This is a genomic window from Mesorhizobium sp. M0500 (genome assembly GCF_040321165.1).
Classification (GTDB): Bacteria; Pseudomonadota; Alphaproteobacteria; order Rhizobiales; family Rhizobiaceae; genus Mesorhizobium.
Genome location: NZ_JAMYRB010000019.1, coordinates 67,133 through 91,385 on the forward strand (window position 1 = coordinate 67,133; position 24,253 = coordinate 91,385).

Annotated in this window: 16 protein-coding genes and 7 pseudogenes; 17 read left to right on the plus strand and 6 right to left on the minus strand. The window is 60.2% G+C overall.

The genetic code is table 11. The features are described from left to right. Positions 1-280 precede the first annotated feature (280 nt). Together NKI70_RS25800 and NKI70_RS25805 are read left to right on the plus strand one after the other, a co-directional pair. On the plus strand, positions 281-511 hold the full coding sequence (locus NKI70_RS25800; RefSeq protein ID WP_352725280.1) for a hypothetical protein: 231 nt from the start codon (positions 281-283) through the stop codon (positions 509-511). After that, positions 511-1,203, plus strand: a complete 693-nt coding sequence (locus tag NKI70_RS25805) for a nucleotidyl transferase AbiEii/AbiGii toxin family protein (protein WP_352725240.1) — start codon at positions 511-513, stop codon at positions 1,201-1,203. Before NKI70_RS25800 ends, NKI70_RS25805 begins: the two co-directional genes overlap by 1 nt. Positions 1,204-1,244: 41 nt before the next feature. On the opposite strand, the gene NKI70_RS25810 is transcribed toward NKI70_RS25805, so the two are convergent. Next, positions 1,245-2,375, minus strand: a complete 1,131-nt coding sequence (locus NKI70_RS25810) for a site-specific integrase (RefSeq protein WP_352725242.1) — start codon at positions 2,373-2,375, stop codon at positions 1,245-1,247. Positions 2,376-2,646: 271 nt separating this feature from the next. On the opposite strand from NKI70_RS25810, the gene NKI70_RS25815 reads away from it, so the two are divergent. Together NKI70_RS25815 and NKI70_RS25820 are read left to right on the plus strand one after the other, a co-directional pair. Continuing rightward, positions 2,647-2,943: a hypothetical protein gene (locus NKI70_RS25815; RefSeq protein WP_352725243.1), complete on the plus strand. Its 297-nt coding sequence runs from the start codon at positions 2,647-2,649 to the stop codon at positions 2,941-2,943. Continuing rightward, positions 2,933-3,526: a type II toxin-antitoxin system VapC family toxin gene (locus NKI70_RS25820; RefSeq protein WP_352725245.1), complete on the plus strand. Its 594-nt coding sequence runs from the start codon at positions 2,933-2,935 to the stop codon at positions 3,524-3,526. Before NKI70_RS25815 ends, NKI70_RS25820 begins: the two co-directional genes overlap by 11 nt. A 456-nt stretch (positions 3,527-3,982) precedes the next feature. Here NKI70_RS25820 and NKI70_RS25825 read toward each other — a convergent pair. Next, positions 3,983-5,241 (minus strand): annotated as a pseudogene (locus NKI70_RS25825) (ISKra4-like element ISMet1 family transposase); the annotation flags it as partial. 596 nt (positions 5,242-5,837) lie between these two features. Between NKI70_RS25825 and NKI70_RS25830 the strand changes: the two are divergent. Further along, a pseudogene (locus tag NKI70_RS25830) lies at positions 5,838-6,497 on the plus strand (tyrosine-type recombinase/integrase). Between the two features lie 11 nt (positions 6,498-6,508). Next, positions 6,509-6,647: pseudogene (locus NKI70_RS25835) on the plus strand (IS91 family transposase); the annotation flags it as partial. A 74-nt stretch (positions 6,648-6,721) separates the two neighbouring features. Here the strand turns inward: NKI70_RS25835 and NKI70_RS25840 are convergent. The 3 genes and pseudogenes from NKI70_RS25840 to NKI70_RS25850 all read right to left on the minus strand — a co-directional run bounded on the left by NKI70_RS25840 (position 6,722) and on the right by NKI70_RS25850 (position 12,248). Further along, complete coding sequence (locus NKI70_RS25840; protein ID WP_352725247.1) at positions 6,722-8,314, minus strand: ABC transporter substrate-binding protein; 1,593 nt, start codon at positions 8,312-8,314, stop codon at positions 6,722-6,724. 306 nt (positions 8,315-8,620) lie between these two features. Next, positions 8,621-10,624, minus strand: coding sequence for a S9 family peptidase (locus tag NKI70_RS25845; RefSeq protein WP_352725249.1), 2,004 nt, complete (start codon positions 10,622-10,624; stop codon positions 8,621-8,623). A 511-nt stretch (positions 10,625-11,135) separates the two neighbouring features. Next, positions 11,136-12,248 (minus strand): annotated as a pseudogene (locus NKI70_RS25850) (IS110 family RNA-guided transposase). 105 nt (positions 12,249-12,353) lie between these two features. Here NKI70_RS25850 and NKI70_RS25855 point away from each other — a divergent pair. After that, a pseudogene (locus NKI70_RS25855) lies at positions 12,354-12,644 on the plus strand (FAD-dependent oxidoreductase); the annotation flags it as partial. Between the two features lie 71 nt (positions 12,645-12,715). Here the strand turns inward: NKI70_RS25855 and NKI70_RS25860 are convergent. After that, positions 12,716-12,980, minus strand: a pseudogene (locus NKI70_RS25860) (recombinase family protein); the annotation flags it as partial. Between NKI70_RS25860 and NKI70_RS25865 the strand changes: the two are divergent. From NKI70_RS25865 to NKI70_RS25910, 10 genes and pseudogenes are all read left to right on the plus strand, one after another. Next, a pseudogene (locus NKI70_RS25865) lies at positions 12,980-13,203 on the plus strand (transposase); the annotation flags it as partial. The pseudogenes NKI70_RS25860 and NKI70_RS25865 overlap by 1 nt on opposite strands. 194 nt (positions 13,204-13,397) lie before the next feature. Next, entirely contained in the window at positions 13,398-13,850 is a 453-nt protein-coding gene (locus tag NKI70_RS25870; protein WP_352725251.1) for an Lrp/AsnC family transcriptional regulator, read from the plus strand. A 196-nt stretch (positions 13,851-14,046) separates the two neighbouring features. Beyond that, entirely contained in the window at positions 14,047-15,018 is a 972-nt protein-coding gene (locus NKI70_RS25875) for an aminotransferase class IV (protein WP_502898935.1), read from the plus strand. A 217-nt stretch (positions 15,019-15,235) separates the two neighbouring features. Continuing rightward, complete coding sequence (locus NKI70_RS25880) at positions 15,236-16,429, plus strand: glycine C-acetyltransferase (RefSeq protein ID WP_352725253.1); 1,194 nt, start codon at positions 15,236-15,238, stop codon at positions 16,427-16,429. 126 nt (positions 16,430-16,555) lie between these two features. Further along, positions 16,556-17,725 (plus strand): M20 aminoacylase family protein, encoded by a 1,170-nt coding sequence (locus tag NKI70_RS25885; RefSeq protein WP_352725255.1) that lies wholly within the window; start codon positions 16,556-16,558, stop codon positions 17,723-17,725. Between the two features lie 1,018 nt (positions 17,726-18,743). After that, positions 18,744-20,339 carry an ABC transporter substrate-binding protein gene (locus NKI70_RS25890; protein ID WP_352725257.1) on the plus strand — a complete coding sequence of 532 codons (1,596 nt, stop codon included), beginning with the start codon at positions 18,744-18,746 and terminating at the stop codon, positions 20,337-20,339. Between the two features lie 5 nt (positions 20,340-20,344). Continuing rightward, entirely contained in the window at positions 20,345-21,283 is a 939-nt protein-coding gene (locus NKI70_RS25895; RefSeq protein WP_352725283.1) for an ABC transporter permease, read from the plus strand. Position 21,284: 1 nt separating this feature from the next. Then, positions 21,285-22,166, plus strand: coding sequence for an ABC transporter permease (locus tag NKI70_RS25900; protein ID WP_352725259.1), 882 nt, complete (start codon positions 21,285-21,287; stop codon positions 22,164-22,166). Between the two features lie 2 nt (positions 22,167-22,168). Beyond that, complete coding sequence (locus NKI70_RS25905) at positions 22,169-23,176, plus strand: ABC transporter ATP-binding protein (RefSeq protein WP_352725260.1); 1,008 nt, start codon at positions 22,169-22,171, stop codon at positions 23,174-23,176. Beyond that, the gene (locus NKI70_RS25910) at positions 23,173-24,210 is read left to right on the plus strand and encodes an ABC transporter ATP-binding protein (protein WP_352725285.1); all 1,038 of its coding nucleotides are present in this window, start codon (positions 23,173-23,175) and stop codon (positions 24,208-24,210) included. The genes NKI70_RS25905 and NKI70_RS25910 overlap by 4 nt, the downstream gene beginning before the upstream one ends. Positions 24,211-24,253 lie beyond the last annotated feature (43 nt).

The window sequence follows — 24,253 nt, forward strand, 5'->3', positions numbered from 1 at the left end:
TCGCCGGCGTCGCTGGCGTCGAGATTGCGCGGAACCTCGGTAAGGCACGACGGGGCCCAATGTGACAGAACCGCGCGTAGCCGATTTGCCGCGATTTTGCCTGTATTAGAGGGCCTGAGAATGCGCTCTTGAGGGCGGAGATTCAAACACAGGGGATCAGGATACCCGATCCTTTGAGCGCAATTCCCGACGCCGAAAGAGGTGGCAACTTGTGTCATCGGCCTGAAAAGACTACCTTACGGCCATCATGAGCAAGCATTTGGCATCCGTCTTGACGACTGTGAACGGGCCCTACAGCGTGCAACTGGGCGACGCGACGCTGGCGCATTGCCTTGCAGATCTCGATTTGGCCAAACAGCACCCCGGCCATGTCAGCGCCTTTCTCGGTGAAGTTCCCCCCGAGTTGCAGGTCGAGTTCGCTGTGGTGCATCATATCCAGGTCCCCGACCTGAAAGCCTTCGCCGCTGCGTTCTCCGCCTGGTCCGGCGAGAGCTATCCGCTTGCTGCGTGATGGCCGAACAGGATAGCCGGCGCCCTTCCGAATGGCGGCGGCTTTTTCGCATCGCCGTCGATCTGATTGACCAGCTTCGAGAGAATGCGGGCGGCTATGACTTCGAATGGTCATTTGGCGGCGGCACGGCTATGATGATCCAGATCGGTCATCGTGAAAGCCATGACATCGATATTTTCCTCGATGACCCTCAACTGCTCGGCTTCATTGACCCGTCCAAAAGCCGCCTGCGTTTTGATCTGGTGCCATCGGATTATCAGGGTGATGGGCTTCGGTTTCAGAAATTCGCCTTCGAAGGCATTGGCGAAATCGACTTCATCGTTGCCGGAGCGCTAACGACGACGCCGTTCGAAACCCGTGTGGTGGAAGGCAGGACGGTGCGTCTTGAAACCATTCCGGAAATTATCGCCAAGAAGGTCTATTACCGGGGATCGGAAGCCAAGCCGCGTGACATTTTCGACATCGCTGCTGCTGCCCGGTCTCAATTAAGCGAGGTCGTCAACGCCCTGCGCACGCTCCCCGAACACGTCGCTCGCACCAGAGAGCGGATGGAAAAGCTCAACCCGGAATTCGTCGGCCGTGCCATTGCGCAACTCATGATCATGCCTGACTACGAAGCGTCGGCGGCCGACAGTCTGGTCGCAGCGATCGCTGTGCTCGACGAGGTGTTGTCATCACCTCAAAGAACCTGACCGCCTCACCCTAGGGATCGACCGGGGAAGGGGAGGGCTTTTCAAAGCCCGGACGCCTTGGTGAGATTGACCCGGAAGCGGTCGCGACGCCGCTGGTACTTGCGTGTCATCTCCGCCGAGGCGTGGCCAAGCTGCTTCTGCACATAGCGTTCATCAACCTCCGCGGAGGAAGCGAGGCCTGCGCGCAGCGAGTGACCCGAAAACTTCTGGCCGCGCTCCCCCTCCGACCAGTCGCCGCGCACGCCGGCGGCCAAGGCTGCGCGCTTGACCAGCCGCGCCACCTCCTGATCGTTGAGCCGCTCGGTGCCCACCGCTTTGCCTTGCCCGGTGACGCGGCGGAAGAGTGGGCCATGCGCGATGCGGGCCAGTTTCAGCCAGGTCTGCAGGGCAACGACCGGGCACGTGCTGTCCGCTGAGCCACGGCCGATCTCGACCTCGCGCCAGCCGGTCTTGCCGCGCAACGTAACCAGCACGCCCTTGTCCGGGAAAAATTCAATCCAGCCGCGGCCGTCCTCGGTTTGATCGCGCGCAACATCAAGGCCGACGATCTCGGAGCGGCGCAAGCCGCCGGCGAAGCCCAAAAGCAGCATGGCGCGGTCACGCAGACCGCGCAGCGTGCCGCGGTCGAGCGTTTCCAGCATGGCGACAAGATCGTCGCGCAGGATGGCTTCCTTTTGACGGGGAGGGGAGGCGTGTTTGTTGCGGATGCCGGCGAGCACGGTTGCGATATGCCGGTCCTTCCGGTCGATCGGTTGACCGCGTTGCGTATAGTTCCAGGTCAAGGACGACAGGCGGCGCTCAATGGTTGACACAGACTTTTTGTCCCTTGCCGATCCCGAGGCCTGGGCCGTGATGTAGAGGCCGACAACTTGGGGATCTGGCGGCAGCGGATCAAACGACTGGCGCCGGCACCAGGCGCAAAAATGCTTCCAGTCGGCGGCATAGGCGCGACGGGTGTTTGCCGAACTTGCCGCCTCGACATAATCGCGCGCACGGTCGGCCAGCTTTTCGAGATGTGCCGGCAGTGATGCTTGTCGCGACTCAAGGACCTGCGGGGGAGGGGAGGGAGCCTCATCCGGGCGCCCCATTTCCATGACGACGTCGACAATGTCAGGCAGGTCCTTGGTGTCGATCGCGTCGACGGGCGTCATGAAATTACGGGCACTGCTCATTGGGGGCTCTCGTTCTTTGGAATGTCGCAGTGGTGCGATTCGAAGAGCACAACGTGCGACCCAACCGCCGAATTGTCCACCGCGAGACACCTGACGATAGCCCCGAGTTTTGCTCCCCGCCACACACGACAAAGGGCCGGGCGCGCTGCTCCCCGCGTCGGGCGGGCACTTATGGACGATGCGGCGATCGCTTCCACGGCTTGCCCTTCCTTGCCATTCATTGCACTCGCGTTCAACATCCTCTATGTTTCGTTCAACAGGAGAATCCAGGATGAGCATACGTAGCGCAACGGCAACCGAAAGCGAGGAGCGGATTGCCCACACCCGCAACCGTCTGGTGCTTGAGCAGGCGAGGGCGGTCGGCCTTCTCGGCGCGGCCAAGAACACACGCCTGTCGGGCAGGGTGCCCTCGGAATTGATCGAGGCGGCAAAGAAGCGCGCTCATGTGAGTTCCGACACCGAACTGCTGGAGCTCGCCTTGTCGCGGCTGGCCCTCGAGGACGATTTTGGCGCCCGGCTCGTCGGCCGCAAGGGCAGCATCTCGGCGGACATTGATCTTGGCGTTTGATCTCGGGAGCGCACTGCGTTCCCTCAAGCCCCAGCGGCGTGTCGCGGGGCTGGAACGGCGGCCGGATTCCGCTCTGTCCTGGGCAGCGGACCAGCCGCCTGTCGGCGGTGCACTGCTTCTCGACACGAGTGTCTATCTGAATGTCCTGCAGGGGCGCACGCCCGAAGTGGTCGATGACCTTCTGACCTATCGGCTCTGTCAGCACTCGACGGTCTGCCTTGCCGAGCTCAGCCACCTATTCGGCCGGCTCGACCCAGCGCACCCCACGACGAAGTTGGTCCTGAAAGTGGTTGCAGGCACGATTGAAGACATTCCAGTGCACCGGCTGCATGCACCCGACGCCACCGCCTGGGGACGCGCCGGCATGCTTGCCGGCCTGCTGTTCCGGCTGAGCCGTCTGCCGAAAGGGGAGGGGCATGGACGGCGCTTCCTCAACGATGCGCTGATCTTTCACCAGGCCGGTCTGTTGGGCGCGACGGTCCTGACCGGCAATGTTGGGGATTTCGATTACCTCAACCAGCTTGTTCCGTCGGTGCGTGTGATGTTCTATCGGCCGGTGACAGGCTCGCGCCCGCCGGGTTGAAAGCGTCTGTGGGAGACATGCCATCATCGTCGTCGTAGAAGCCGGCGGGGTAAGGGCCAAATGGAATGATTGCGGGTTTCGCCCGCGTGCCCGGTTTGCGTGAATTTGGGCCTTCCGGTCGACGAGAGAAGCAATTCCTCGACTTGGTCGCAAACTCGGTCCGCTCAATGAACGCCAATTCTCGTTGAGCTGACGGCCAAAGCGGGCCTCTCCGGCGATGAAAACGGAGCCACAGCGGCCATTATGGCGCTCGATCCGATAACGAGCGATAAGGCAACATTATCGTTCGTTGTGGAGCTACGACAGGCGCAGCGGTTTTTGTCCGCTTCTGTTGCCACAAGCGCCGTCGTGATTCATGAGACCGGTAATTTCTCTGGGGTTAGGCGGCGCGCAGAAGGGGCGGTTTAGACTTGAAAAGAGAAGGCACGTTTGACTCTGGCCGTGAAACGGTGCCCGCAATCTATCGTGAAGTTCGCCATTGATCTCGGCCGTCCGGACCTGCATGAGCATATGCGCTCCGTGCAGCGACCAGCGCATCTGTTGCTTCTTGACCATACGTTTCCCGACGAGTGAGTTCACCGCCGACTCGGCGAGGGTCGTGGCAACGCGAAGGCCGGCTCGGTAGCGCTTGCCATAGTTCACGATCGCACCACGGTTCGAACGGATGTAGGTTAGAAGCTGCAACCCGAGACTATGAGGGCGTGCGATCGAGAACTCGCCTTCTCGCTGCGAATGCTTGAGTGTTACCAGGACCCGCTCCAGGTCGCGGATGGCGCGATCGAGACAACCCTGCCATAGACGCCACTTCACGGCCCTGACGTCCCTGTCGATGGAAAGCAGCTCCCCGGTTCGGTCAGCGTGGGCTCGTATCCACTGATCGGCGATCTGTTGCATGGGCTGGATCTTCATGGCGATATGGAACCAGTCGATGATGTGGGCCGTCGGCTTCGGCATGGCGCGGGCCGCTTGAGAATTTCTGCGCCGTCCGAGATCACAGTGATGTCGCCGAAGCCGCAGTACCCTTCGCGCCGAAGGGTAAAGGGTGCGATCCCGAATCGCCATTTGGTCGGTACTTCTGTATCGATGCTGACGACGAACTCTTTGCGTCGATCCCCTGGAAGCTGCATTTCGAGCTGGCGTCGGTCATCGATTTGAGACCTCGCGCGTCCTGTTTCCTGCGCGATGTGGTCGTCGAGCCGCTCGCCGATGCTGATGGTGCGCTTGCGCACGGTCGCATGCCTCTCGGTCGGTTCAATTGGCAGGAACTCGGCCAGCACCTTCGCCGCCTGCCGGTACGGCATCATGCTTCCCAGTCGCGCTGTCAATTCCATTAGTTCAGGCGTCGCTTGGTCAGGGCAAATCAGCGGCGCAAAGGCGCCGACCATGCCCGGATAGCACTCCCGACATAGCAGCCAACGCGGATTGCTAACCTCAACGGCGCCGAAGACGCTTCGGATCCGACGCATTGTATAGTCCTTGACCAGTCGGAATGTGTGGCAGTCCGGGCAAACCCGACGGAAAGGCGCGTAGGTCTCTGCCTCGTGTTTCACGACCGCGCTCTGGAGCGCCGCCATGATTTTCTTGCCCTGTTCGATCGAGAAGCCGATTTCACCGTCGAACATGCTTTCCCAGCTCTTGCCAACCCGGACTTGCCCACGACAGACGTTGCCGAATTCGCTCTTGCCCTCGATCGAGATCGTCCACTCTACCGCCACCGTCGCCTCCTTGAAAAAAGGCGGTCATGGACCGGTCGGGCCTAACAACCGTTATTCGACCCCAGAGAAATTACCGGTCTCTTTGGCGAGGTGGGCGCAATCTCACATTTAAGTGCAGTGCGACACAAAGCCTTCGTTGCCGCACGCGCCCTGGCACCGTTACAAAATCTTCAGACGCTGCGGCGCCGCTTATCTCGGCGACCACATCGCCCCTTGCAGTTCCAATGTCATGGCCCGAAAACTCCGTGTTCATCAGCCTATTGCAAGGTGCCTTGGCGCATCACTTACTGTTCAGCGGGAGGGCGCGGATCATGATGCATGACAAGATTAGGCCGCACCATTTGGAGCGCAAGGCGATCCTGTATGTACGGCAGTCGTGGGCCCATCAGGTCCTGCACAACCGTGAGAGCAGCACGCCTCAATACGCGATGCGCGATCACGACGCGTAGAGTAGAGATTTTTAGATGTGGGCAGCCCCAGAATCGACAGCAGACTTGAATCGTGCCTCCTAGACGCGAGGAACCGCTTCATCGCTGGGCATCCTAGAAGGGTGGCAACACCGCTTCGTGCTCTATTATCAGCCTTTTCCGATTGCGATGGACAAGGGCGAGGGGAGCACCCTCTGGGACACGCCTGAAGAGGTGCTGCCGCTTCCCAAGAAGCCGCAGAAGCTGCCGATCGTCCTCAGTCCCGAGGAAGTTCAGCGGTTCCTCGGTTGCGTCCTCGACGTCAAACACCACGCCATCCTGACCACGTGTTATGCCGCCGGCTTGCGCATCTCGGAAGCGGTTCAGCTGAAGCCCACGGGCATCGACAGCCAGAGAATGGTCATCCGCATCGAGCAGGCAAAGGCCAGAAGGACCGCTATGTGATGCTGTCGCCCAAGCTGCTGGAGATCCTGCGCAACTATTGGAAGATGCGGCGGCCAAAGGTGTGGCTCTTCCCCGGCGATCGCGCCGGCCAGCCGATCACCAGCAGTGCGGTGGGACAAGCCTGCGCGAAAGCGCGCGACCTCTCCGGATTGTCCAAACCGGTCACGCCACACAGTTTGCGTCACGCCTTCGCCGTCCCATCTGTTGGAGGCCGGCGCCGACGTGCGCACCATTCAACTGCTGCTCGGTCACCGCAGCCTCGCGACCACCGCCCATTACCTGCGGATCGCCACCAACAAAGTCTGCGCCACCTCGAGCCCCTTCGAGCTCTTGCCGCGTCCGGCGCCCACCGTGGCGCTGCCCGCCAAGCCGCCATACTTCTGAGCGGCGCGGCAATGGCCCGCTCGGGGCAGGAAGTGGCGGATATTCCGCTGCTACGGCGAAGCCTATCGCGCACAGCATGACGCGTCGCTGTCGACCGCCCAGCCCCGTGTCATGACGGCGATTGAACTGTGCCGGACCGCCGCGCTCGGAGACGAAGACTTCGACCATCGCCGTCATGGCGATGGTCGAACCCAATCTGCGAAGGACGTAAGCCGCCACCGTCCTCAGCCCTTCTTCATGTTCCACATCGCTATGAGCGCCGGCATCTCGATAAAGCCGGTGAGAGTCTTTCGGCGCGCACTCGGCGCGACATATTGACCTGCCAGAACCTGGGGCACGTAGTCCCACCATATTTGCTGCATTTCGCGGGCCAGAGCCTTACGCTCTTCGAGTGTTTCGAGATCTGCCCATTTGGCCCGAAGCGCCTCATATTCGTCGTTTTGCGGCCAGCCGTACCAAGCTTGTTCGCCGTTCATCGGCAAGGTGACCGCACTGACAACCTGGCCGGTGGTTGCTTCAGCGTCACTGGAGATGAATAGGCTCCAGCCACCGTCCACAATGGAGCCCTTGTTCTTGCGGCGCGCGACAAGCCCGCCCCAGTCGCTTGGCGCAAGCTCGGCATTGACTCCAATCTTCCGCAATGTGGCTGCCAGAAGCTCCGAAGCATTGGAGAACAAAGCACTGTCCGTGGCCTGAAGAATGACGACCTTCTCGCCAGCATATCCCGCCTCCTTGAAAAGTTCCTTAGCTTTTTCGGGATCGCCGCCCTTTTTGAACCATCCCGTATTTTCGTCGTTGGACACCGGCGTTTCGTTCCCAAACATCGAAGTAACGGTGTTGACGTATTTCGATTCGCCAAATGCGGCGCGCAACATAGACTCCTGATCCACCAGGTGAAGCAGCGCCTGACGCGCCTTCACATTGTCGAACGGCTTCTGCAGACAGTTTATGCGTACGAACATGTCCTCGCCCGTCTTATCCAGAGCTTGCAGTGCAAGGTTGGGATCGCTCTCGATCACTGCAAAAAGATCGGCCGGCGCCGTCCAAACGAAGTCAATCTCGCCCGCTTGCAAGGCCGCCAAGGCAGTCTGTGGATCCGCGATATTGTCCCAGATGACACGATCGACCTTGACGATCTTCCCGCCGGCAAATCCGTCGGCCGGCTCGCTGCGTGGTACATATTTTTCGTTGCGGTCATAGGTGAAGCTCGCGCCCGGCTTGGCAAGAGCCTGGTTAAACTTGAACGGCCCCGATCCGATGTTCGCCGTCACCTGCTCGGTTGCTGGCCTATTCGCGTCTTTCTCGCGCATGATGAATGGGCCCTGGAAAGCCAGGAGGTCGAGCAGAACACCCAGTGGCTCTTTGAGTGCGACCGCGAAGGTCTTGTCGTCCCTCTTCGAGATGTTGCTGGCGCGCTCCATGAGCAGCTGCCCGCCGGGGGTCACCTGTGCCCAGCGACGGATCGAGGCTACACAGTCCGCCGCCGTAACGGAGGTGCCATCGTGCCAGCCAAGACCATCTCGCAGCTGGAACGTATAGGTCTTCTTGTCGTCGGAAATGTTCCACTTTTCCACCATCTGCGGCTGCGGAGCGAACTTCGAATCGATCCCGAACAGCGTATCGTATATGGCCAAGGCATGGCTGCCGGTATCGGTGGACGTGGTCAAAACCGGATCGAAGATTTGGAGGCCACCCAGCGCCATGCGAACAGTCCGCGCGTCGGCTGGCGCCGTCTGCGCCCGCAGGACGGAAGGGATCGATAAAGCCGCTCCAGCGGCCATGCCCGCTTTGAAGAGATTGCGTCGAGAAATCGTCATTTTCAGTTCCCCTTTTTTAGACACTGGTGGTTGACCCGCGCTTGCCTCTTGTCGATAGCAACATTGACGGACTTGACTGCCCTTTCTTTTATCGCCTGATTGACCGGTGATTTTTCCAAATACTAGCACCCAGGAATGGAGCCCTCGCGTCAAAACTCGTAGACTGCTGAAACGTTAGCCGCACAAAACCCACGTGGAACTACCTGCAGTGAGGCTAGCCAATCGCGCCACGTAGAATCCACGGTCGGGTCTCAGCGCACCACGCTCAAACTCGGCCAATCGGTGGATCGAGGCTTAGGCGACCGCTTACCGCGCCTCACCCAGGTGAGTGCGGAACCAGTCCGTCACCCGGGTCAGGTAGTCGACAAGGTAGGCAGGCGGCCCCGTCCTCCGGAATCCGTGGGCGCATGCCGGATACCGCACGAACTCGGTCTCGCAACCAGCCCGGGTCAGGGCTACGAACATCTCCTCGCTCTGCCCGATCGGGCACCTCTCATCGGCCTCCCCGTGAATGATCAGCGTCGGAGTGGTTGCCCGGTGCGCATACGTCGAGGGCGAATGATCCCGGTACGAGTCCGGGACCTCGTGCGGGTCGCCGCCGCACTGCTGAGGGAAGTAAACGTGGCCGATGTCGCTGGTCCCCCACATTGAGGTCAGGTCGAAGTCCGGCGCGCCACACACTGCCGCGGCGAACCTGTTGGTCTGCCCGATCGTCCACGCTGTCATGTAGCCACCGTAGGAATACCCGAGGATGCCGGTCCGGTCTGGGTCCGCGTACGGCCGTTCGAGCACCGCGTCAACCACACCCATCAGCTCCGCGAAGGGCTTTCCGCCCCAATCCCTAACGACCCGCTGAGTGAACTCCCGTCCGTACGAAGTGGAACCGCTCGGGTTACAGAAGACGACCAGAAACCCGGCGGCGGCCAACGCCTGCTGTGTGACGTCGAAGTCGTAGCCGTAATAGTTCTGCGGGCCCCCGTGCACGTCCAGCACCAACGGGTAGCGCCGAGCTGGGTTGAAGCCAGGTGGGAACAGCAGCCAAGCCTCGATTGTCACCCCGCCGTGCGCGACGTCTATGCGCTCCCACTCGGCAGCAGGCCAGTTGACCAGACTGGAGGCGCTGTTCGCGGTCACCGTTCTCGACTCACCACTGACCAGATCAGTGACCACGATCTCGCCGAGGGAGTTCAAGCTGCTTTGCACCTGCACCGCATAGCGCTGCCGGTCGTCCACGCTCAGCCCGGCGTTCGTCGCGGTCCACCGCGCCACTGCGTCGTAGGCGCCAGACGCCACGTCTACGATGTACAACCCGCTGGCCCCTTTGTGTATCGCATGCACTAGCACCCGGTCGTCCTCTAGCCAGACCGGCTGCGACGGCGGTCCCAGCCTTTTGGGGGCGGCCAGGATTGCCAATTCGTGGGTGAGCCGGGTCAGTTCGCCGCGGGCGACTTCCAGCAAGAAGAAGTCCGTCTGTGCGGTACACAGATCGTCGCCGGCCAGGAAGATCCGCCGACCGTCTGGAGACCAGGCCCACTGATCGATGACACCCTCCGTCGGGCCAAATGGCTCGATGCTGCCGGTGGCCACGTCGACTAGCCCAAGGTAGCTCCGCATCTCGTTCAGCACGGTCACCCTGACTGCGACTGTGCGCGCGTCGGGAGACCAAGCCGGGTCGTAGTGGTCGAACGGTTCGCGGGTTAGTATCCGCCGTTCCCTCGTCTCGACGTCGATGACGAACAGTTGCAGCCGCACGTCGCCGAGGTACCCGCGACCGTCCTGCTTATAGTCGATTCGCCGGGTCACCCGGACAGGGGGCAGTACACCTCCTGGAAGGCCGGCCTCGTCAGGGTCGTCAGGATCAAAGAGTGTTGTGTAGGCTAGAGACCCGCCCTCGGGGGACCAGGCGAGGCCGCTGATCGGCGCCCGGTGCCCGGCTAGTTCCTGGACCTCGCCGCCTCCGACCGGAAGCACGTAGAGGCCGTACCTGGCGGGGCCGCCCCGATCTGCGATCCTGTCGGACACGAACGCGATCCGTGTCCCGTCCGGCGACCAGACGCCGCCATCGCTGACTCGCCCGCCCGTGGTGAGTTGGCGCGGATTGGCGCCGTCGACGTCGGCGGTCCACAACTGCGCCCACCTCGCGCCGGTGCCTCGGTCGGTTCGCGCCAACGTGTACATGATATGAGTCCCGCCCGGTGAGATCCGTGCATTTTCAGCGACCGTGAACCCGTAGACAAGGGTATCCGGGGTGAGTCCTTCGGTCTCGGATCGCGGCGACGCAGTGGTCACCGGCTGGGCGATATCTTCCATTCCACGCTTTCCCAGCTAGGGGGTCCTGACGTTCCGGCAGCGCGGTTCGAAGCGGCCCGCGCATATATTTGGCAGTATTACCTGAGCGCAGGACCTTCAAAATGAAGGCCATCGCGCAATGATTGCATCAAAAAGAGGTTGGCGTTGGCGGAAAATCATCAGGATATAGCGCGACGATCAGGATGAGACGGGTAAAACCACTCTCATGATTGCTGACAACGGCCCTTGGCGTAGAAATTGGCCCGCCGAACCCGATTGGCGGTCGAGGCACTTGTACGGCGGATATGACGTGCAAGAGGCGGGACTTGAACGTCGGTCAACAATCTCTCATCCGCGGGTCGGGCCGCATGACCTTGTTTCGTTTGGAGCTGCCTCTGTCTAGATGGCGAGCATCGAGGCTCATAGTGGTGACGAGGGCTCCCCGGCATTGTCCCGCCTCCAGCGCCGCATATCGCGCCGAGGCTGATCGGGGTTTTGCGATCTCCTCTGCTGGCTGTCTGTAAAATAGCGGTCACGCCGCCTTTGGCGCGGATTGAACCGTGCAAGCGATCGACCAGATGAAGCCCACCATCTCGCGTGCGATGGCGGCAACGACGACGTTGGCGTTCTTGCCGCGCGCGCTCAGCCGACGATATCGGTGCACAGCCGAACTTGCGCCTTCCACCCGATATCACGAACGACTTTTGGCAGCGCCTCGATCCGGTCGACCTTGTGCCGGCCCGATGCGCGGCCTGATCCTGTAAGCCCAGGCGCCCTCGACCAGCGCGCGCCGGGCATGGGTGTTGCCGGTCTTGGTGATGCCGCCGCGCCAGACGGTCTCGCCACTCGATTGCTCGCCAGGGACCAGGCCGAAATAGGCCATGAGCTGGCGTGGATTGGAGAAGCGTGTGAAGTCGCCGACCTCCGCGACCAGCACCACCGCATTGATCAGCGCGATCCCGCGCATTGCCTGCAAGGCATCAACCACCGGGCGCTGGTTCCATTCCGGGAGCAGGCTGAGTATCTGTTCCTCGACCTGCTGCAGGCGCCGTTCCGCATCCATGACGGCATCGACGTAATCCTGAAATGCGATCTGCTGAGCGGGGTGTTCGAAGGCCAATGTCGAAAGCCATCGCCGGTAAGCCATTCGCCAGGCCGTCCCACGCTCGTGCTTGCGTCCGTGACGCAGCAGAAATCCCTGAAGATGTTGGCGCGCTCGCGTCACCACCTGTCGTACGACGCTGCGTAGCCGTACCAGGTCGCGCATGGCTTCGTTCGGCGTCGGGCACCCACACGGGCGTCAACTCTCCGGCCCGATTGAGGCGGGCGAGCATGGTGGCGTCGCGGCGGTTCGTCTTCACCCGATCGCCGGGCTTCCTCGGATACAGCGACGGCGCCACCACGTCGCATCGATGGCCGAGGCTTGTGAGTTGGCGATGAACGCCATAGCCGCACGGGCCAGCCTCATAGCAAAACGCCAGCGGCTTGCCGGAATGCCGAGACGGTCGCACAGCTTGCTGATGGCATCAGGGTCGCTGGTAATCTCGCCGAGATATTCCACCGTGCCGGAGCTTCCGCTCTCCGCCACCGCGACCGAAATCCGTTGCTTGTGAATATCTAAACCGACAAAGCTGATATGTTCCATGTGGCCCGTCTCCTATGCATGAGGCTCTGCGCCGGCCAGCCGGCTCAACCCTCGTACCATTGCATATCGGATGCCGGGCCACCCCAGGCCCAGCAATCATAGGGACTAACAGATTGGGTTGAACGGCTCTTTCCCGGCGTGTCGACATCGCGGGTTGTGCCGTGGAGTGGTCTCAGACCCATGATGCCAAACATGATGCCGCGAGTGCGGCGCGGAAAACGCCCAAACGTTTTCTACAACACCGGCCATGGGCATCTTGGCCGGACGTTGTCATCTGTGACAGCGGAAATCGTCGCAGAGTTGGCATTGATCTCACCGCAAATTCCAAAAGCAGAAGAGGGCCAGCTTAGCGGAGACGGGGCGCCATCAGCAGCCGTGATCGCCAGGGGCGAATAAGGAGAGGAGCTTCCGGCGTGCTCAAATGTTCGTCGCTGGTCGCCTCCCGGGCCCCCCAAAGGAGAGCGATCCTCATCGCGGATCCGCATGATGGTTTGCCGGCTCGTCGCGAACTTCCTTGCAGCGGCGGAAATACTCATTCCCGCTGCCAGATCGTCGCGCACGTCCTGCCTCTGCTTGTCATTGAGGGTCGAGGGGCGGCCGAGAACCTTGCCTTCCGTCTTGGCACGCTTGAGGGCGGAATGCGTCCGCTCGATCAATAAAATCCCGCTCGAACTGTGCGACGGCATTCAGCACGTTCATGGTCATCGTGCCTGCCGAGCTAGTGAGATCGGCTGCACACCGCCGCCTACTGGCTGATGCTCACCCTGCGCGAGGCGGTGCCCGGAACCCTCATCTCAGCAAACCCGAATTCGCCACGCTCCGGCTCAGGCTCCTCAAGCTCGGCGCCCGCGTCATCGAAACCGTCTCGAGCATCCGCCTGGCCTTCGCCGCAGCCTGTCCCGAGGCCAGCCTGTTCCGAGCGATCACCCTCCACCTGCAGCCGCAGCCGCGGTGAAAAAGACGCCTCACACCTTCACGTCCCCGCGCTTCGTGGCAAAGGAACCAAGCCGCTCTCGAATAAGACGGGCTAATTCTTGCGGTCAGAGGGTCAAGATTGATTTGCTTATTTCAATTTGCAGGGCAAACTGCAATAATTGTAGCGTCACTTCCGACGATTATTGAAGTTGCAATCATTGGCAGCATTATTCCATGGATGATCTAGATCGACGGATCCTTACGGCTCTACAAAAGAACAACCGGCTCTCATTTGCCGAACTTGCAGAATTGGTCGGTTCCTCGGCAGCGTCATGCATGCGTCGAGTGAACAAGCTTCGTTCGGATGGCGTGATCGTTGCGGACATCTCGCTGGTGGATCCGAAAGCTGTCGGCAAATCGCTCACCGTTATTGTCACGGTGGAGTTGGACCGGGAGCGTCTTGACCTCGTCGACGATTTCAAGCGCGCGATGCGCGCGGCCAAAGAGGTTACTCAGTGCTACATGGTTACGGGCGACGCCGACTTTGTCCTGATCGTGGCCGTTGAGGACGTCGAGGCCTTTGACGTTTTCGTCAAGACAAAGCTCTATACCAATCCTAATGTCCGAAAATTTAAGAGCATGATTGCGCTTGATCGTGTCAAGTTCGAGCCGCGGGTAACGGTGTAGAGTTCGGCGGGTTGCGCTGAAGCCATCACGCCGGGCAGTGTTTTGAAACCGCCGTTGCGTGCGCACCGTCAGATTGAACTTTTTCGACTGGAGAGACGTGCGATCTAAGGGGCGCAGTCGATGCTGCGTCGGGACGGCGTGAGACGCCAGATCGTTCGACGCGGCAAAAGCAACTGTCCCAGTGCGAGGAAAAAGAATGGCACCCCCGATGACACAGGTCTTATCCGCGCTTCCAGTTGTGGACGAGCATCACGTGGACCGGCGCCGCTATCCTGACGGGGTAGTTTTCATGGATGGGCAATACCTTCCGATGTCCCAGGCCAAGATCTCCGTGCTCGATTGGGGGTTTCTGCACTCGGACGCCACTTACGACACGGTGCACGTCTGGAATGGCAGGTTCTTCCGATTGGAATTGCATCTTGACCGCTTCTTCGGGGGTATGGAACGGCTTCGAATGAAGCTGCCCTATGATCGGGAGACAATAGAGTCGATCCTGAAAAATTGTGTCGCTTTGTCGGGGCACAGATCGGCGTACGTGGAGATGATTTGCACGCGCGGTTCGTCGCCGACATTCAGCCGCGATCCCCGCCAGGCGGAGAACCGCTTCATCGCGTTTGCTGTCCCCTTTGGTTCGGTTGCCAACAAGGAGCAGATGGAAAGAGGCTTGCACGTCGCGATCAGCGAGACTGTTCGCATTCCGCCCAATTCAATCGATCCCTCGATCAAGAACTATCATTGGCTCGATCTCGTGAAGGGCCTGTTCGATGCCTACGACATGGGGGCAGAGACAGCACTGATCCTAGATACGAAGGGCCACGTTGCGGAGGGACCTGGCTTCAATGTGTTCGTTGTAAAGGACGGATCCCTTAGAACACCCGCTTTTGGGGTGTTGCCCGGCATCACGCGCCGAACCGTGTTCGACCTTTGCGCCGAGATTGGGCTTTCGGCCACGGCCGGTGATATCAGCCGCGCCGAGATCAAGGCAGCTGATGAGGTGTTCATCACCTCGACTGCCGGCGGCATCATGCCCGTGACCCGCATCGACGACGCTGCGATCGCCAATGGACACGTCGGGTCCATCACGCGTCGGCTCATGGATCTCTACTGGCAAAAGCACGATGATCCGGCATGGTCGACTGCTGTCGCCTATTCCGTAGTCGTAACCTAGCCATGCGACAGTGGTTTGCCGAGCGAGTTGGTGAGGGGTCGACGAGCATTGTCAGGCGCACAGATCATTGGACTGGCTACAGCAGCGTTGGTTTTAGAAGCACCGTTTGCGCAGTAAAATAACGGAGATCGCTCTTCGCCGTGCCGCGGCTTACCGTCACCGGGTTTTGCGCCCGTAACGTCTGTAATCACCAAATTCCAATTCAGCGGAGTGGCCGATGACCGCCAACTTCATTTCCCATTTGTCGATGGAACTCGAAAGCCTGAAGATGGCCGGTCTATACAAGTCCGAGCGCGTCATCACCTCGATGCAGTCGTCCGACATCGAACTCGCGGACGGCAGCAACGTTCTGAATTTCTGCGCCAACAATTATTTAGGTCTCGCAGATAGCAGGGAACTGAGTGAGGCGGCAAAACAGGCCCTCGACCGTTATGGATACGGCATGGCATCCGTGCGCTTCATCTGCGGCACGCAGGAAGAACACAAGCAGCTCGAGGCGACGATCTCGCGCTTCCTCGGCATGGAGGATACAATCCTCTATTCTTCGTGCTTCGACGCCAATGGTGGCCTGTTTGAGACGCTGCTTGATGAGCAAGACGCGATCATCTCCGATGCGCTTAATCACGCCTCAATCATCGATGGGGTTCGGCTGTCGAAGGCCACACGATTCCGCTACGCCAACAACGACATGGCCGATCTCGAGGCGCGATTGCAGGAAGCGAAGGACTCCCGCTTTAGGCTGATCGCCACCGACGGTGTGTTTTCGATGGACGGCACCATCGCCAATCTCAAAGGCATATGCGACCTCGCGGAAAAATACGGCGGCATGGTTATGGTGGACGACAGCCATGCGGTCGGCTTTGTAGGCAAGAACGGCCGCGGATCGGTAGAATATTGCGGCGTTGAAGGCAGGGTGGATATCATTACTGGGACGCTTGGCAAGGCGCTTGGCGGGGCTTCCGGCGGCTATGTATCGGGCAAGCGCGAAGTGGTGGATTGGCTCCGTCAGCGCTCCCGGCCCTATCTCTTTTCCAACACCCTGATGCCCGCGATTGCTGCCGCTTCGATCCGAGCATTCGAGCTAATCGAACGAGGGGGTGCGCTGCGCGAAAGGCTTTTCGCCAATGCCGACCGCTTCCGCACGAAGATGTCGAAGGCGGGCTTCACGCTGGCTGGCGCGAACCATCCGATAATTCCTGTGATGTTGGGCGACGCGAGCCTGGCGCAGCAGATGGCCGAGAAGATGCTCCAGCGCCTCATCTATGTGATCGGCTTCTCCTTCCCTGTGGTGCCGATGGGCCAGGCGCGCATCCGCACGCAGATGTCTGCCGCACATTCGAGTGCGGACGTGGACCGTGCCGTCGAGGCCTTCACGGAGGTGGGCAGGGAAATGGGCGTCATCGGATGTTGAACATGAAGCAGCACCACCGTCGATGCCAAAGGGATTCACGATCGATTGCCGTTATGTCCGGGTCGGGCGCGAAAACACTGAGCCTTACACGACATTCTCTTGCGAAGCGTAAATTGGGAATCACACATGCACAACGTTGAAACTTTCCGGGATCTGCAGCGCGAGGCAACCGAGTGGCGCCGCTACCTCCACGAAAATCCAGAACTCGACTTTCAGGAACATAACACAGCGAAGTTCGTGACCGAAAAGCTGGCATCGTTCGGCATCAATCATATCGAGACGGGAATAGCTGAGACCGGCATCGTCGCACTGATTCAGGGCGAAGGCGGAGATGGCCCCACGATCGGACTGAGGGCGGACATGGATGCTCTGCCAATCGTTGAGGCGTCAAATAAACCCTGGTCCTCGAAAAACCCGGGCATAATGCATGCATGCGGCCATGATGGCCACACCGCCATGCTGCTAGGCGCCGCAAAATATCTTGCGACTACGCGCAACTTCAAAGGCTCCGTCGCCTTGATCTTCCAGCCGGCAGAAGAGCCAGAATTCCCATCGGGCGGCTTCAGGATGGTACAGGAAGGAATCATGGACCGATTCGGTATATCTCAAGTCTTTGGCATGCATATCTACCCAGGTATTGATATCGGAAAATTCGGCATCTGCCCCGGACCAATCATGGGCTCGCAGGACGACTTTGATATCGTCGTTAAGGGCAAGGGCGGTCATGCGGCAGGGCCGCACCGTACCATCGATCCCGTTGTCATTGCCGCACAGATCATCCTTGGTCTGCAGTGCTTGGTCTCGCGTAAGACAGACCCCCTGGAATCACTGGTGATTTCGGTTACGAAGTTGAGTGCGGCACAGGCTTACAACATCATTCCCGATCACGTTGAAATCTCCGGAACCGTCAGGACTCTTTTACCCGGTCTGAGGGACTTTGCCGAACAAGAAATGTTGGCCGTCGCCCAAGGTATCGCGCGCGGATTCGGTGCGGATGTTGAGTTCAAGTACCTTCGTTCCGTTCCACCTACCATCAACCATTCTGAACAAACCAAGCTGGCGATCACGGCGGCACAAGATCTCGTGGGGTTCGCATCCGTGAACGATGCGGTCAAAGTAAGTCTGGGCGCAGAAGACTTCGCTTATATGCTTGAGGCGCGGCCGGGAGCCTACATTCTGCTTGGTAATGGGCCGACCGCTGACTGTCATAACCCGGCCTTTGATTTCGATGATGAGGCCTTGTCTTACGGGATCGGCTATTGGGTGAAGCTGGTCGAGACGGCTTTGCCTGTCTAAAATTGAAGCCAGATTGAAGTAGTGAGGCCAGTCCTCATTCTTCTAGGCTGCGGCAACAACGATGGTGCCATCTGCCCAAGCGCCATTGTAGCGAAGATGGCTAGTGATCGGACCGGTAGACCCAAGGCGCCGCTCGCAAAATGAGTATGGAGGGGTTGCAGAGCAAATCCGTTTCGCCGCTGACCTTGCGTTTGCTGAGGAACCCCATCTTCCTCGATCCGGCTCGCCGCAGGAGTTCGAACCTCGGCCGCTGACGCAGACTGACTGTTCCGCCAGTTGGCTGACGGCAAAAACTTCCCAGTTCTGCCGCCTTTCAGTGCAATTGAGGGCTGCGTGGTTGGTTATTCCCAGGCTCGCTGTGAATAGAGTCCCAGCCGGCGGTTATATCGTCTCACCACTGTCCCCAAAGTTTGATCGCCCATCGTACTGCGACCGACGTAATCGACGTGTCGGCCTGACGTGAAGTTTGCCTCTTCCCGAGCGAGATAACCTGTCGGCAACCGACGCGGAGAACCCCGCCCTGCGGCGGTCATTCGGTACGACCGCATCGCCTCCGGCCGTCGCCCCAACCGGGCATCCGCCGAACGATTGCTGCCCCGCCAGAACTGGAGGGTGGCCGCGAGAACGAGGTCCGATCTATGTAACCTGGAGAACCGACGGCGCGGCCCTGCTGCAGGGTATAGGTCGAGGCGTACCTCCGGGGTTAAAAGCCTCGTCTAGCACGTTAGAAGCGTCCCTTGCCATGCCGGCTTTTCCCGGTAGGGATGTGTGGTGGCTGACCGAAGCAGACGGTGCGGCGATGCATTTCAAACTACCCCGCTTTTTGCGGCTCGCATTTCAGCAATCTGTGCATTTTGACGCAGCTCCCCTCTCACCGGTGCTAATGTTCCTAGGCTGCCTTAATCGGATTTGTGAGATACGGCAGGTAAATCCTTCGATGTAAATCCTTCGATCATGAGATCGACAAGACCCAATAAGCGCGGTTAACCGCCGCGGATCAAAAAAGGGGAACTGAAAGATGACGATTTCTCGACGCAATCTCTTCAAGGCGGGCATCGCCGCTGGAGCGGCTTTATCGATCCCTTCGGTGCTGCGGGCGCAGACGGCGTCGCCATCCGACGCGCGGATCGTTCGCATGGCGCTGGGCAAACTCAGCGCCTTCGATCCGGTGGTTACAACATCCGACGGTACCGTCACCCATGCCTTAGCGATTTACGATACGCTGTTCGGGACCGATTCCAAGTTCGGGCCGCACCCGCAGATGGTGGGCAAGTGGGGCGTATCCGACGACAAGAAGACCTATACGTTCGAGCTGCGGGATGGTCTTGGCTGGCACGACGGCACCTCCGTTACGGCGGCGGACTGTGTAGCCTCGATCCGTCGCTGGGCGCAAGTGGCTCCCGGCGGACAGTTGCTCATGGCGCGGGCCAAGGATATCTCGAAAAGGGATGACAAGACCTTTACAATCGCGCTCAAGGAGCCCTTGGGGGTTCTGCCTAACATCCTGGCTTTCCAAGGCCCGTTCATCATGCGCGAGAAGGACGCGAATCTTCCCCCAACGGAGCAGGTAACCGACAATATCGGATCGGGGCCGTTCAAGTTCAATCACGCTTTCGCCAAGCCGGGCGCGAGCTTCACCTACGACCGTAATGAACAATACGTGCCCCGCGACGAGGCGCCCGACGGATTGGCTGGGGGGAAAATCGTAAAAGTCGATCGTGTCATCTGGCAAAATATTAGCGATCAGCAGACTGCCGTAGCGGCCTTGCAAGCAGGTGAGACCGACTTCCTTTGGACACCACCTGTCGATCTTTTCGCATTGATCGAGAGCGATCCCAACCTTGAACTGCAAGTTCTGGACAAGACGGGCCAGGACATGTTCATGCGCATGAACTGTCTGCAAAAGCCGTTCGACAATGTGAAAGCACGCCAAGCGATGCTTTACCTGATCGATCAGGAGGCGATGTTGCGGGCCGCGTATGGCGACCCAAAATACTTCCGCACCGTCACTTCGATGTTTGGAAACGAAACCCCGGTTTCCAATGATGAAAATACGGGATGGTTCAAAAAGGGCGGCGATCCGGAAAAGGCGAGGCAACTGTTCAAGGAAGCGGGATATGCCGGCGAGAAAGTCGTCATCCTGCAGCCCACGGACTGGGCGGAGAGCAGCAATGGCGCTCAGCTTCTGGCAGCCACATTGCGGAAGATCGGGGTCAATGCCGAGCTCGCGCCAAGCGACTGGGGTGGGCTTGTCGCCCGCCGGGCGAAAAAGGACTCTGTTGAGAACGGCGGCTGGAACATCTTTATAACGACCGAACCGGAAGCGATCATCGGCAACGTTATCACCGAAGTCATTCTGCCCATGAATGGCGAAAGTGCTTGGTACGGTTGGCCCCAAAATGACGAGTATGAGGCTCTTCGGAACAAATGGGCCGATCTCGAAACGCTCGAAGAGCGCAAGGCCCTGGCTCGCGAGATGCAGCGAATATGGTGGGACTATGTGCCCCAGGTATTGATAGGCCAGCAAGTCGTGCCAATCGCGCGCCGCAAGTCGCTCACTGGCCTCATTGGCGTGCCGTCCTGGATCCCGTTTTGGAACATGCAGAAGGCTTGAGCGCAGTGCCCTACATCCTTCGCAGGATCGTGTCGACCATCGCCGTCATGGCGATGGTCGGGATCTTCGTCTTCCTGCTCCTCAGGCTTGCGCCCGGCGACCCGGCGGCGATCATCGCCGGCAGGTCGGCAACGGTGGAGATGATCGCCGGCATTCGCGAACAACTGGGCCTGAACGACCCTATGCCAGTCCAGTTCATACGTTGGGTGCGGGGCATGCTCGGCGGCGATTTCGGCACCTCGATCTTTGCCGGACGACCGGTTCTCGAGCTGATCTCGCAGCGGCTTGAGCCGACCCTTTCGCTGTCGATCCTGACGATGATCCTTTCGGTGACGGTCGGGGTCTCCTTCGGCATCCTTGCCGCGTGGCGAACTGGCGGCTTCGTCGATCGGCTCCTCACGGGCTTTTCCGCACTTGGTTATTCCGTCCCAGTCTTTGTCATCGGCTATTTCTTGATATATTTCTTCGCTATCAGGACGCACTGGCTGCCGGTCCAGGGATATGTGCCGATCGATGGTGGCCTCGGACCTTGGTTTGTGCACCTGATTCTGCCCACCGTGGCTTTGGGTCTTGGCTACATTGCATTCATCGCCCGAGTCACGCGGGCGAGCATGCTCGAGGTCCTGTCGGAAGACTATATGCGAACGGCCGCCGCAAAAGGCGCTTCGTCCTATGCCATGCTTTTCCACCATGCCTTGAAGAATGCGGGGGTCCCGATCCTCACGGTGATCGGCATAAGCTTCGCTTATCTGATCGGCGGAGTCGTTCTTACGGAAACGGTGTTCAACATACCCGGTATCGGTCGTCTGGTCGTGGATGCGATCAACAACCGCGACTATCCCATCATTCAGAGCGTGCTCATCCTGACTTCGGGTCTGTACGTCCTTATCAACCTCACGGTCGATCTGGCCTACACCCTGATTGATCCGCGGATCCGGTATTGATATGACGCTCCTCTCCGCACCAGTCGAAGCCGTGCCGATGAGGCGGCTGCAGCTATCCGATGTTCCCCGTCTCGCAAGGCGGCACCCGCTGGTCCTGATAGGCGGTGGCCTCCTGGTGCTCCTGATCATTCTGGCGCTCGCCGCCCCGCTTTTCGCCGGCGATCCGGTGAACATGGATCCCTTCACCCGCCTGCAGCCGCCTTCCGCCGAAATGTGGTTCGGAAGAGACAATCTGGGCCGGGACGTGTTCGCGCGAACGATCTTCGGCGCCCGGATCTCGCTCATGGTGGGATTGATGTCGGCGGCGTGCGCGGCCATGGCCGGCCTCCTGATTGGAATCATCGCCGGCTACAGCCGCAGCTTCGACAACGTCGTCATGCGGGTCATGGACGGCCTCATGTCGATTCCGACGCTGTTACTGGCAATTGCGCTCATTTCTCTGACAGGTCCCGGAATCGGCATACTCATCGTCGCGATCGCGATCCCCGAGACGCCGGCCGTCGCGCGGCTGGTTCGTTCTGTGGTTCTGGGTGTTCGCGAGCGTCCCTATGTGGAGGCCGCGCTGTGCGGCGGTGCGCGCCTGCCGAGGGTGCTGTGGCGACATATCCTGCCCAGCACCATTCCTGCGCTGATGGTCCAGGGTGCTACTGTCTGCGCCAGCGCGATCCTGACGGAGGCGGGGCTGAGCTTCCTCGGCGTGGGCGTGCCGCCCGAGACCCCGAGCTGGGGCAACATGATCGCCAGTTCTCGCCTGTATCTCGCCATCGCCCCAATGACGATCTTTGCCCCGGGTATCTGCCTTGCCATCACGGTCCTTGCGGTCAACTTGCTGGGGGACGGTTTGCGCGACCTATTCGATCCCCGCGCGAAGCGGAGGCGCTAAATATGCAGATGCATCAAAAGGCAGGGAACGACGTGCTCCTCGACGTTCAAGACCTTGAGACGCACTTTTACGGCGAAGAAAGCGTCACCCGTGCCCTGGGCGGCATCAGCTTCCATGTGAAAAAAGGCGAGACGCTCGGCGTCGTGGGCGAATCCGGCTGCGGAAAGAGCGTCACTGCCCTTTCCATCCTTCGGCTGCTGCCGAAGGTGAGCGCCAGGACAGTCGGCGGCGAGATCCGCTTTCACGGACGCGACCTGCTTGAGCTCTCCGATCGCGAGATGCGAAAGATCCGCGGCGACCAGATCGCCATGATCTTCCAGGAGCCGATGACGAGCCTGAACCCGGTCTATACGGTCGGCCACCAGATTGCAGAGGCGGTCCAGATCCACACGAAAGCGTCCCGCTCGATGGCGATGGCAAAGGCCGAAGAGATGCTCCGTCTTGTCCGCATCGCGGACCCCGAGCGCCGCGTCAGCAACTATCCTCACGAAATGTCGGGCGGCATGCGCCAGCGCGCCATGATCGCCATGGCACTCGCCTGCTCACCAGAACTGTTGATCGCTGACGAGCCGACGACGGCTCTCGACGTCACCATCCAGGCGCAGATCCTGCGGCTCATCGTCGATCTGAAAGAGCGCACCGGAACGGCCGTGATGTTCATCACCCACGATCTGGGTGTTGTGGCCGAGACATGCCAGCGCGTGATCGTCATGTATGCTGGCCGGATCGTAGAACAAGCGAACGTGATAGATTTGTTCGCGCGACCGGCGCATCCCTACACTCAGGGCCTCATGCGATCGGTGCCTGATCCGCGGCGGGGCCGTCAGAGCCGCCTTCCGGAAATCCCCGGCATTGTCCCAAGTCTACGCGAGCCCATTGTCGGCTGTAGCTTTGCGCCTCGCTGCCCGTTCGCTATCGACATTTGCCGCGAAAAGACGCCCGCCCTGCGTGATGTCGGGTCGAGCCACGCCGCAGCTTGCTGGCGTGCCGAAGAGGTGATGGGCGCATGAACGGTCCTCTGCTGAAAGTCGAGAATCTGACCAAGCATTATCCGCTCGGTGCGGGATTCTTGAAGAAGACAATTCCGGTGATCCGGGCGGTGGAGGATGTATCCTTTTCCGTCGAGGCCGGCGAGACGCTCTGCATCGTCGGCGAATCCGGCTGCGGCAAGTCCACCGTGGCGCGGATCTTGATGCGACTCGTAGCGCCGACGGGCGGGCGGGTGCTGATCGACGGGACCGATATTGCGGGCCTCAAGAAGCATGCGCTTCACGCGTGGCGCCGTCGGATTCAGATGGTCTTTCAGGATCCTTACTCGTCGCTGAACCCGCGTCTCACGGCCGGACAGATCATCACCGAACCCGTCGAGAATTTCGAGCGCCTCGGCCGAAGCCAGCGTCAGGCGCTTGCCGCGGACCTTCTCCGAAAGGTCGGAATGTCGCCGGAGATGATGCACAGGCTCCCGTCCGAATTGTCCGGCGGTCAGCGCCAGCGGCTCGGCATTGCACGCGCCCTGTCGCTCAACCCCTCACTCATCATCGCCGACGAAGCTGTGTCAGCCCTCGACGTCTCCGTGCAGGCACAGATTCTGAATCTGCTTCTGGATCTCCAGCAGCAGATGGGCATCGCCTTTGTCTTCATCTCGCATGACCTTGGCGTCGTGGAGCATATCGGCCATCGGGTTGCGGTCATGTATCTGGGGCGGATCGTTGAGCTTGCGCCGTGCGAGGCGCTGTTCGCCAAGCCGGTCCATCCCTACACCGAGGCGTTGATCGCGGCAGCTCCGGTGCCGGATCCCACGCGAGTTCGGCTGGAGGCGCCCCTCGAGGGCGAGGTACCAAGCCCGATCAATCCGCCCACTGGGTGCGCGTTCCACCCGCGCTGCCCGCTCGCTGTCGAGCGCTGCCGCATCGAAGTGCCACCTTTGGTGCCAATGGCAGACGGGCGCGTTGTGGCCTGCCATGTGCGCGCTCCGGCCACAGACACTCCAGTTCAACGGGCTCTGCTGGGCGATCATTCGCCCGCCCGTGTTGGCTCAGCCTGATGATCTGGTTGTAGTATCGGAACGCAAGTATAGGACCAGCTGA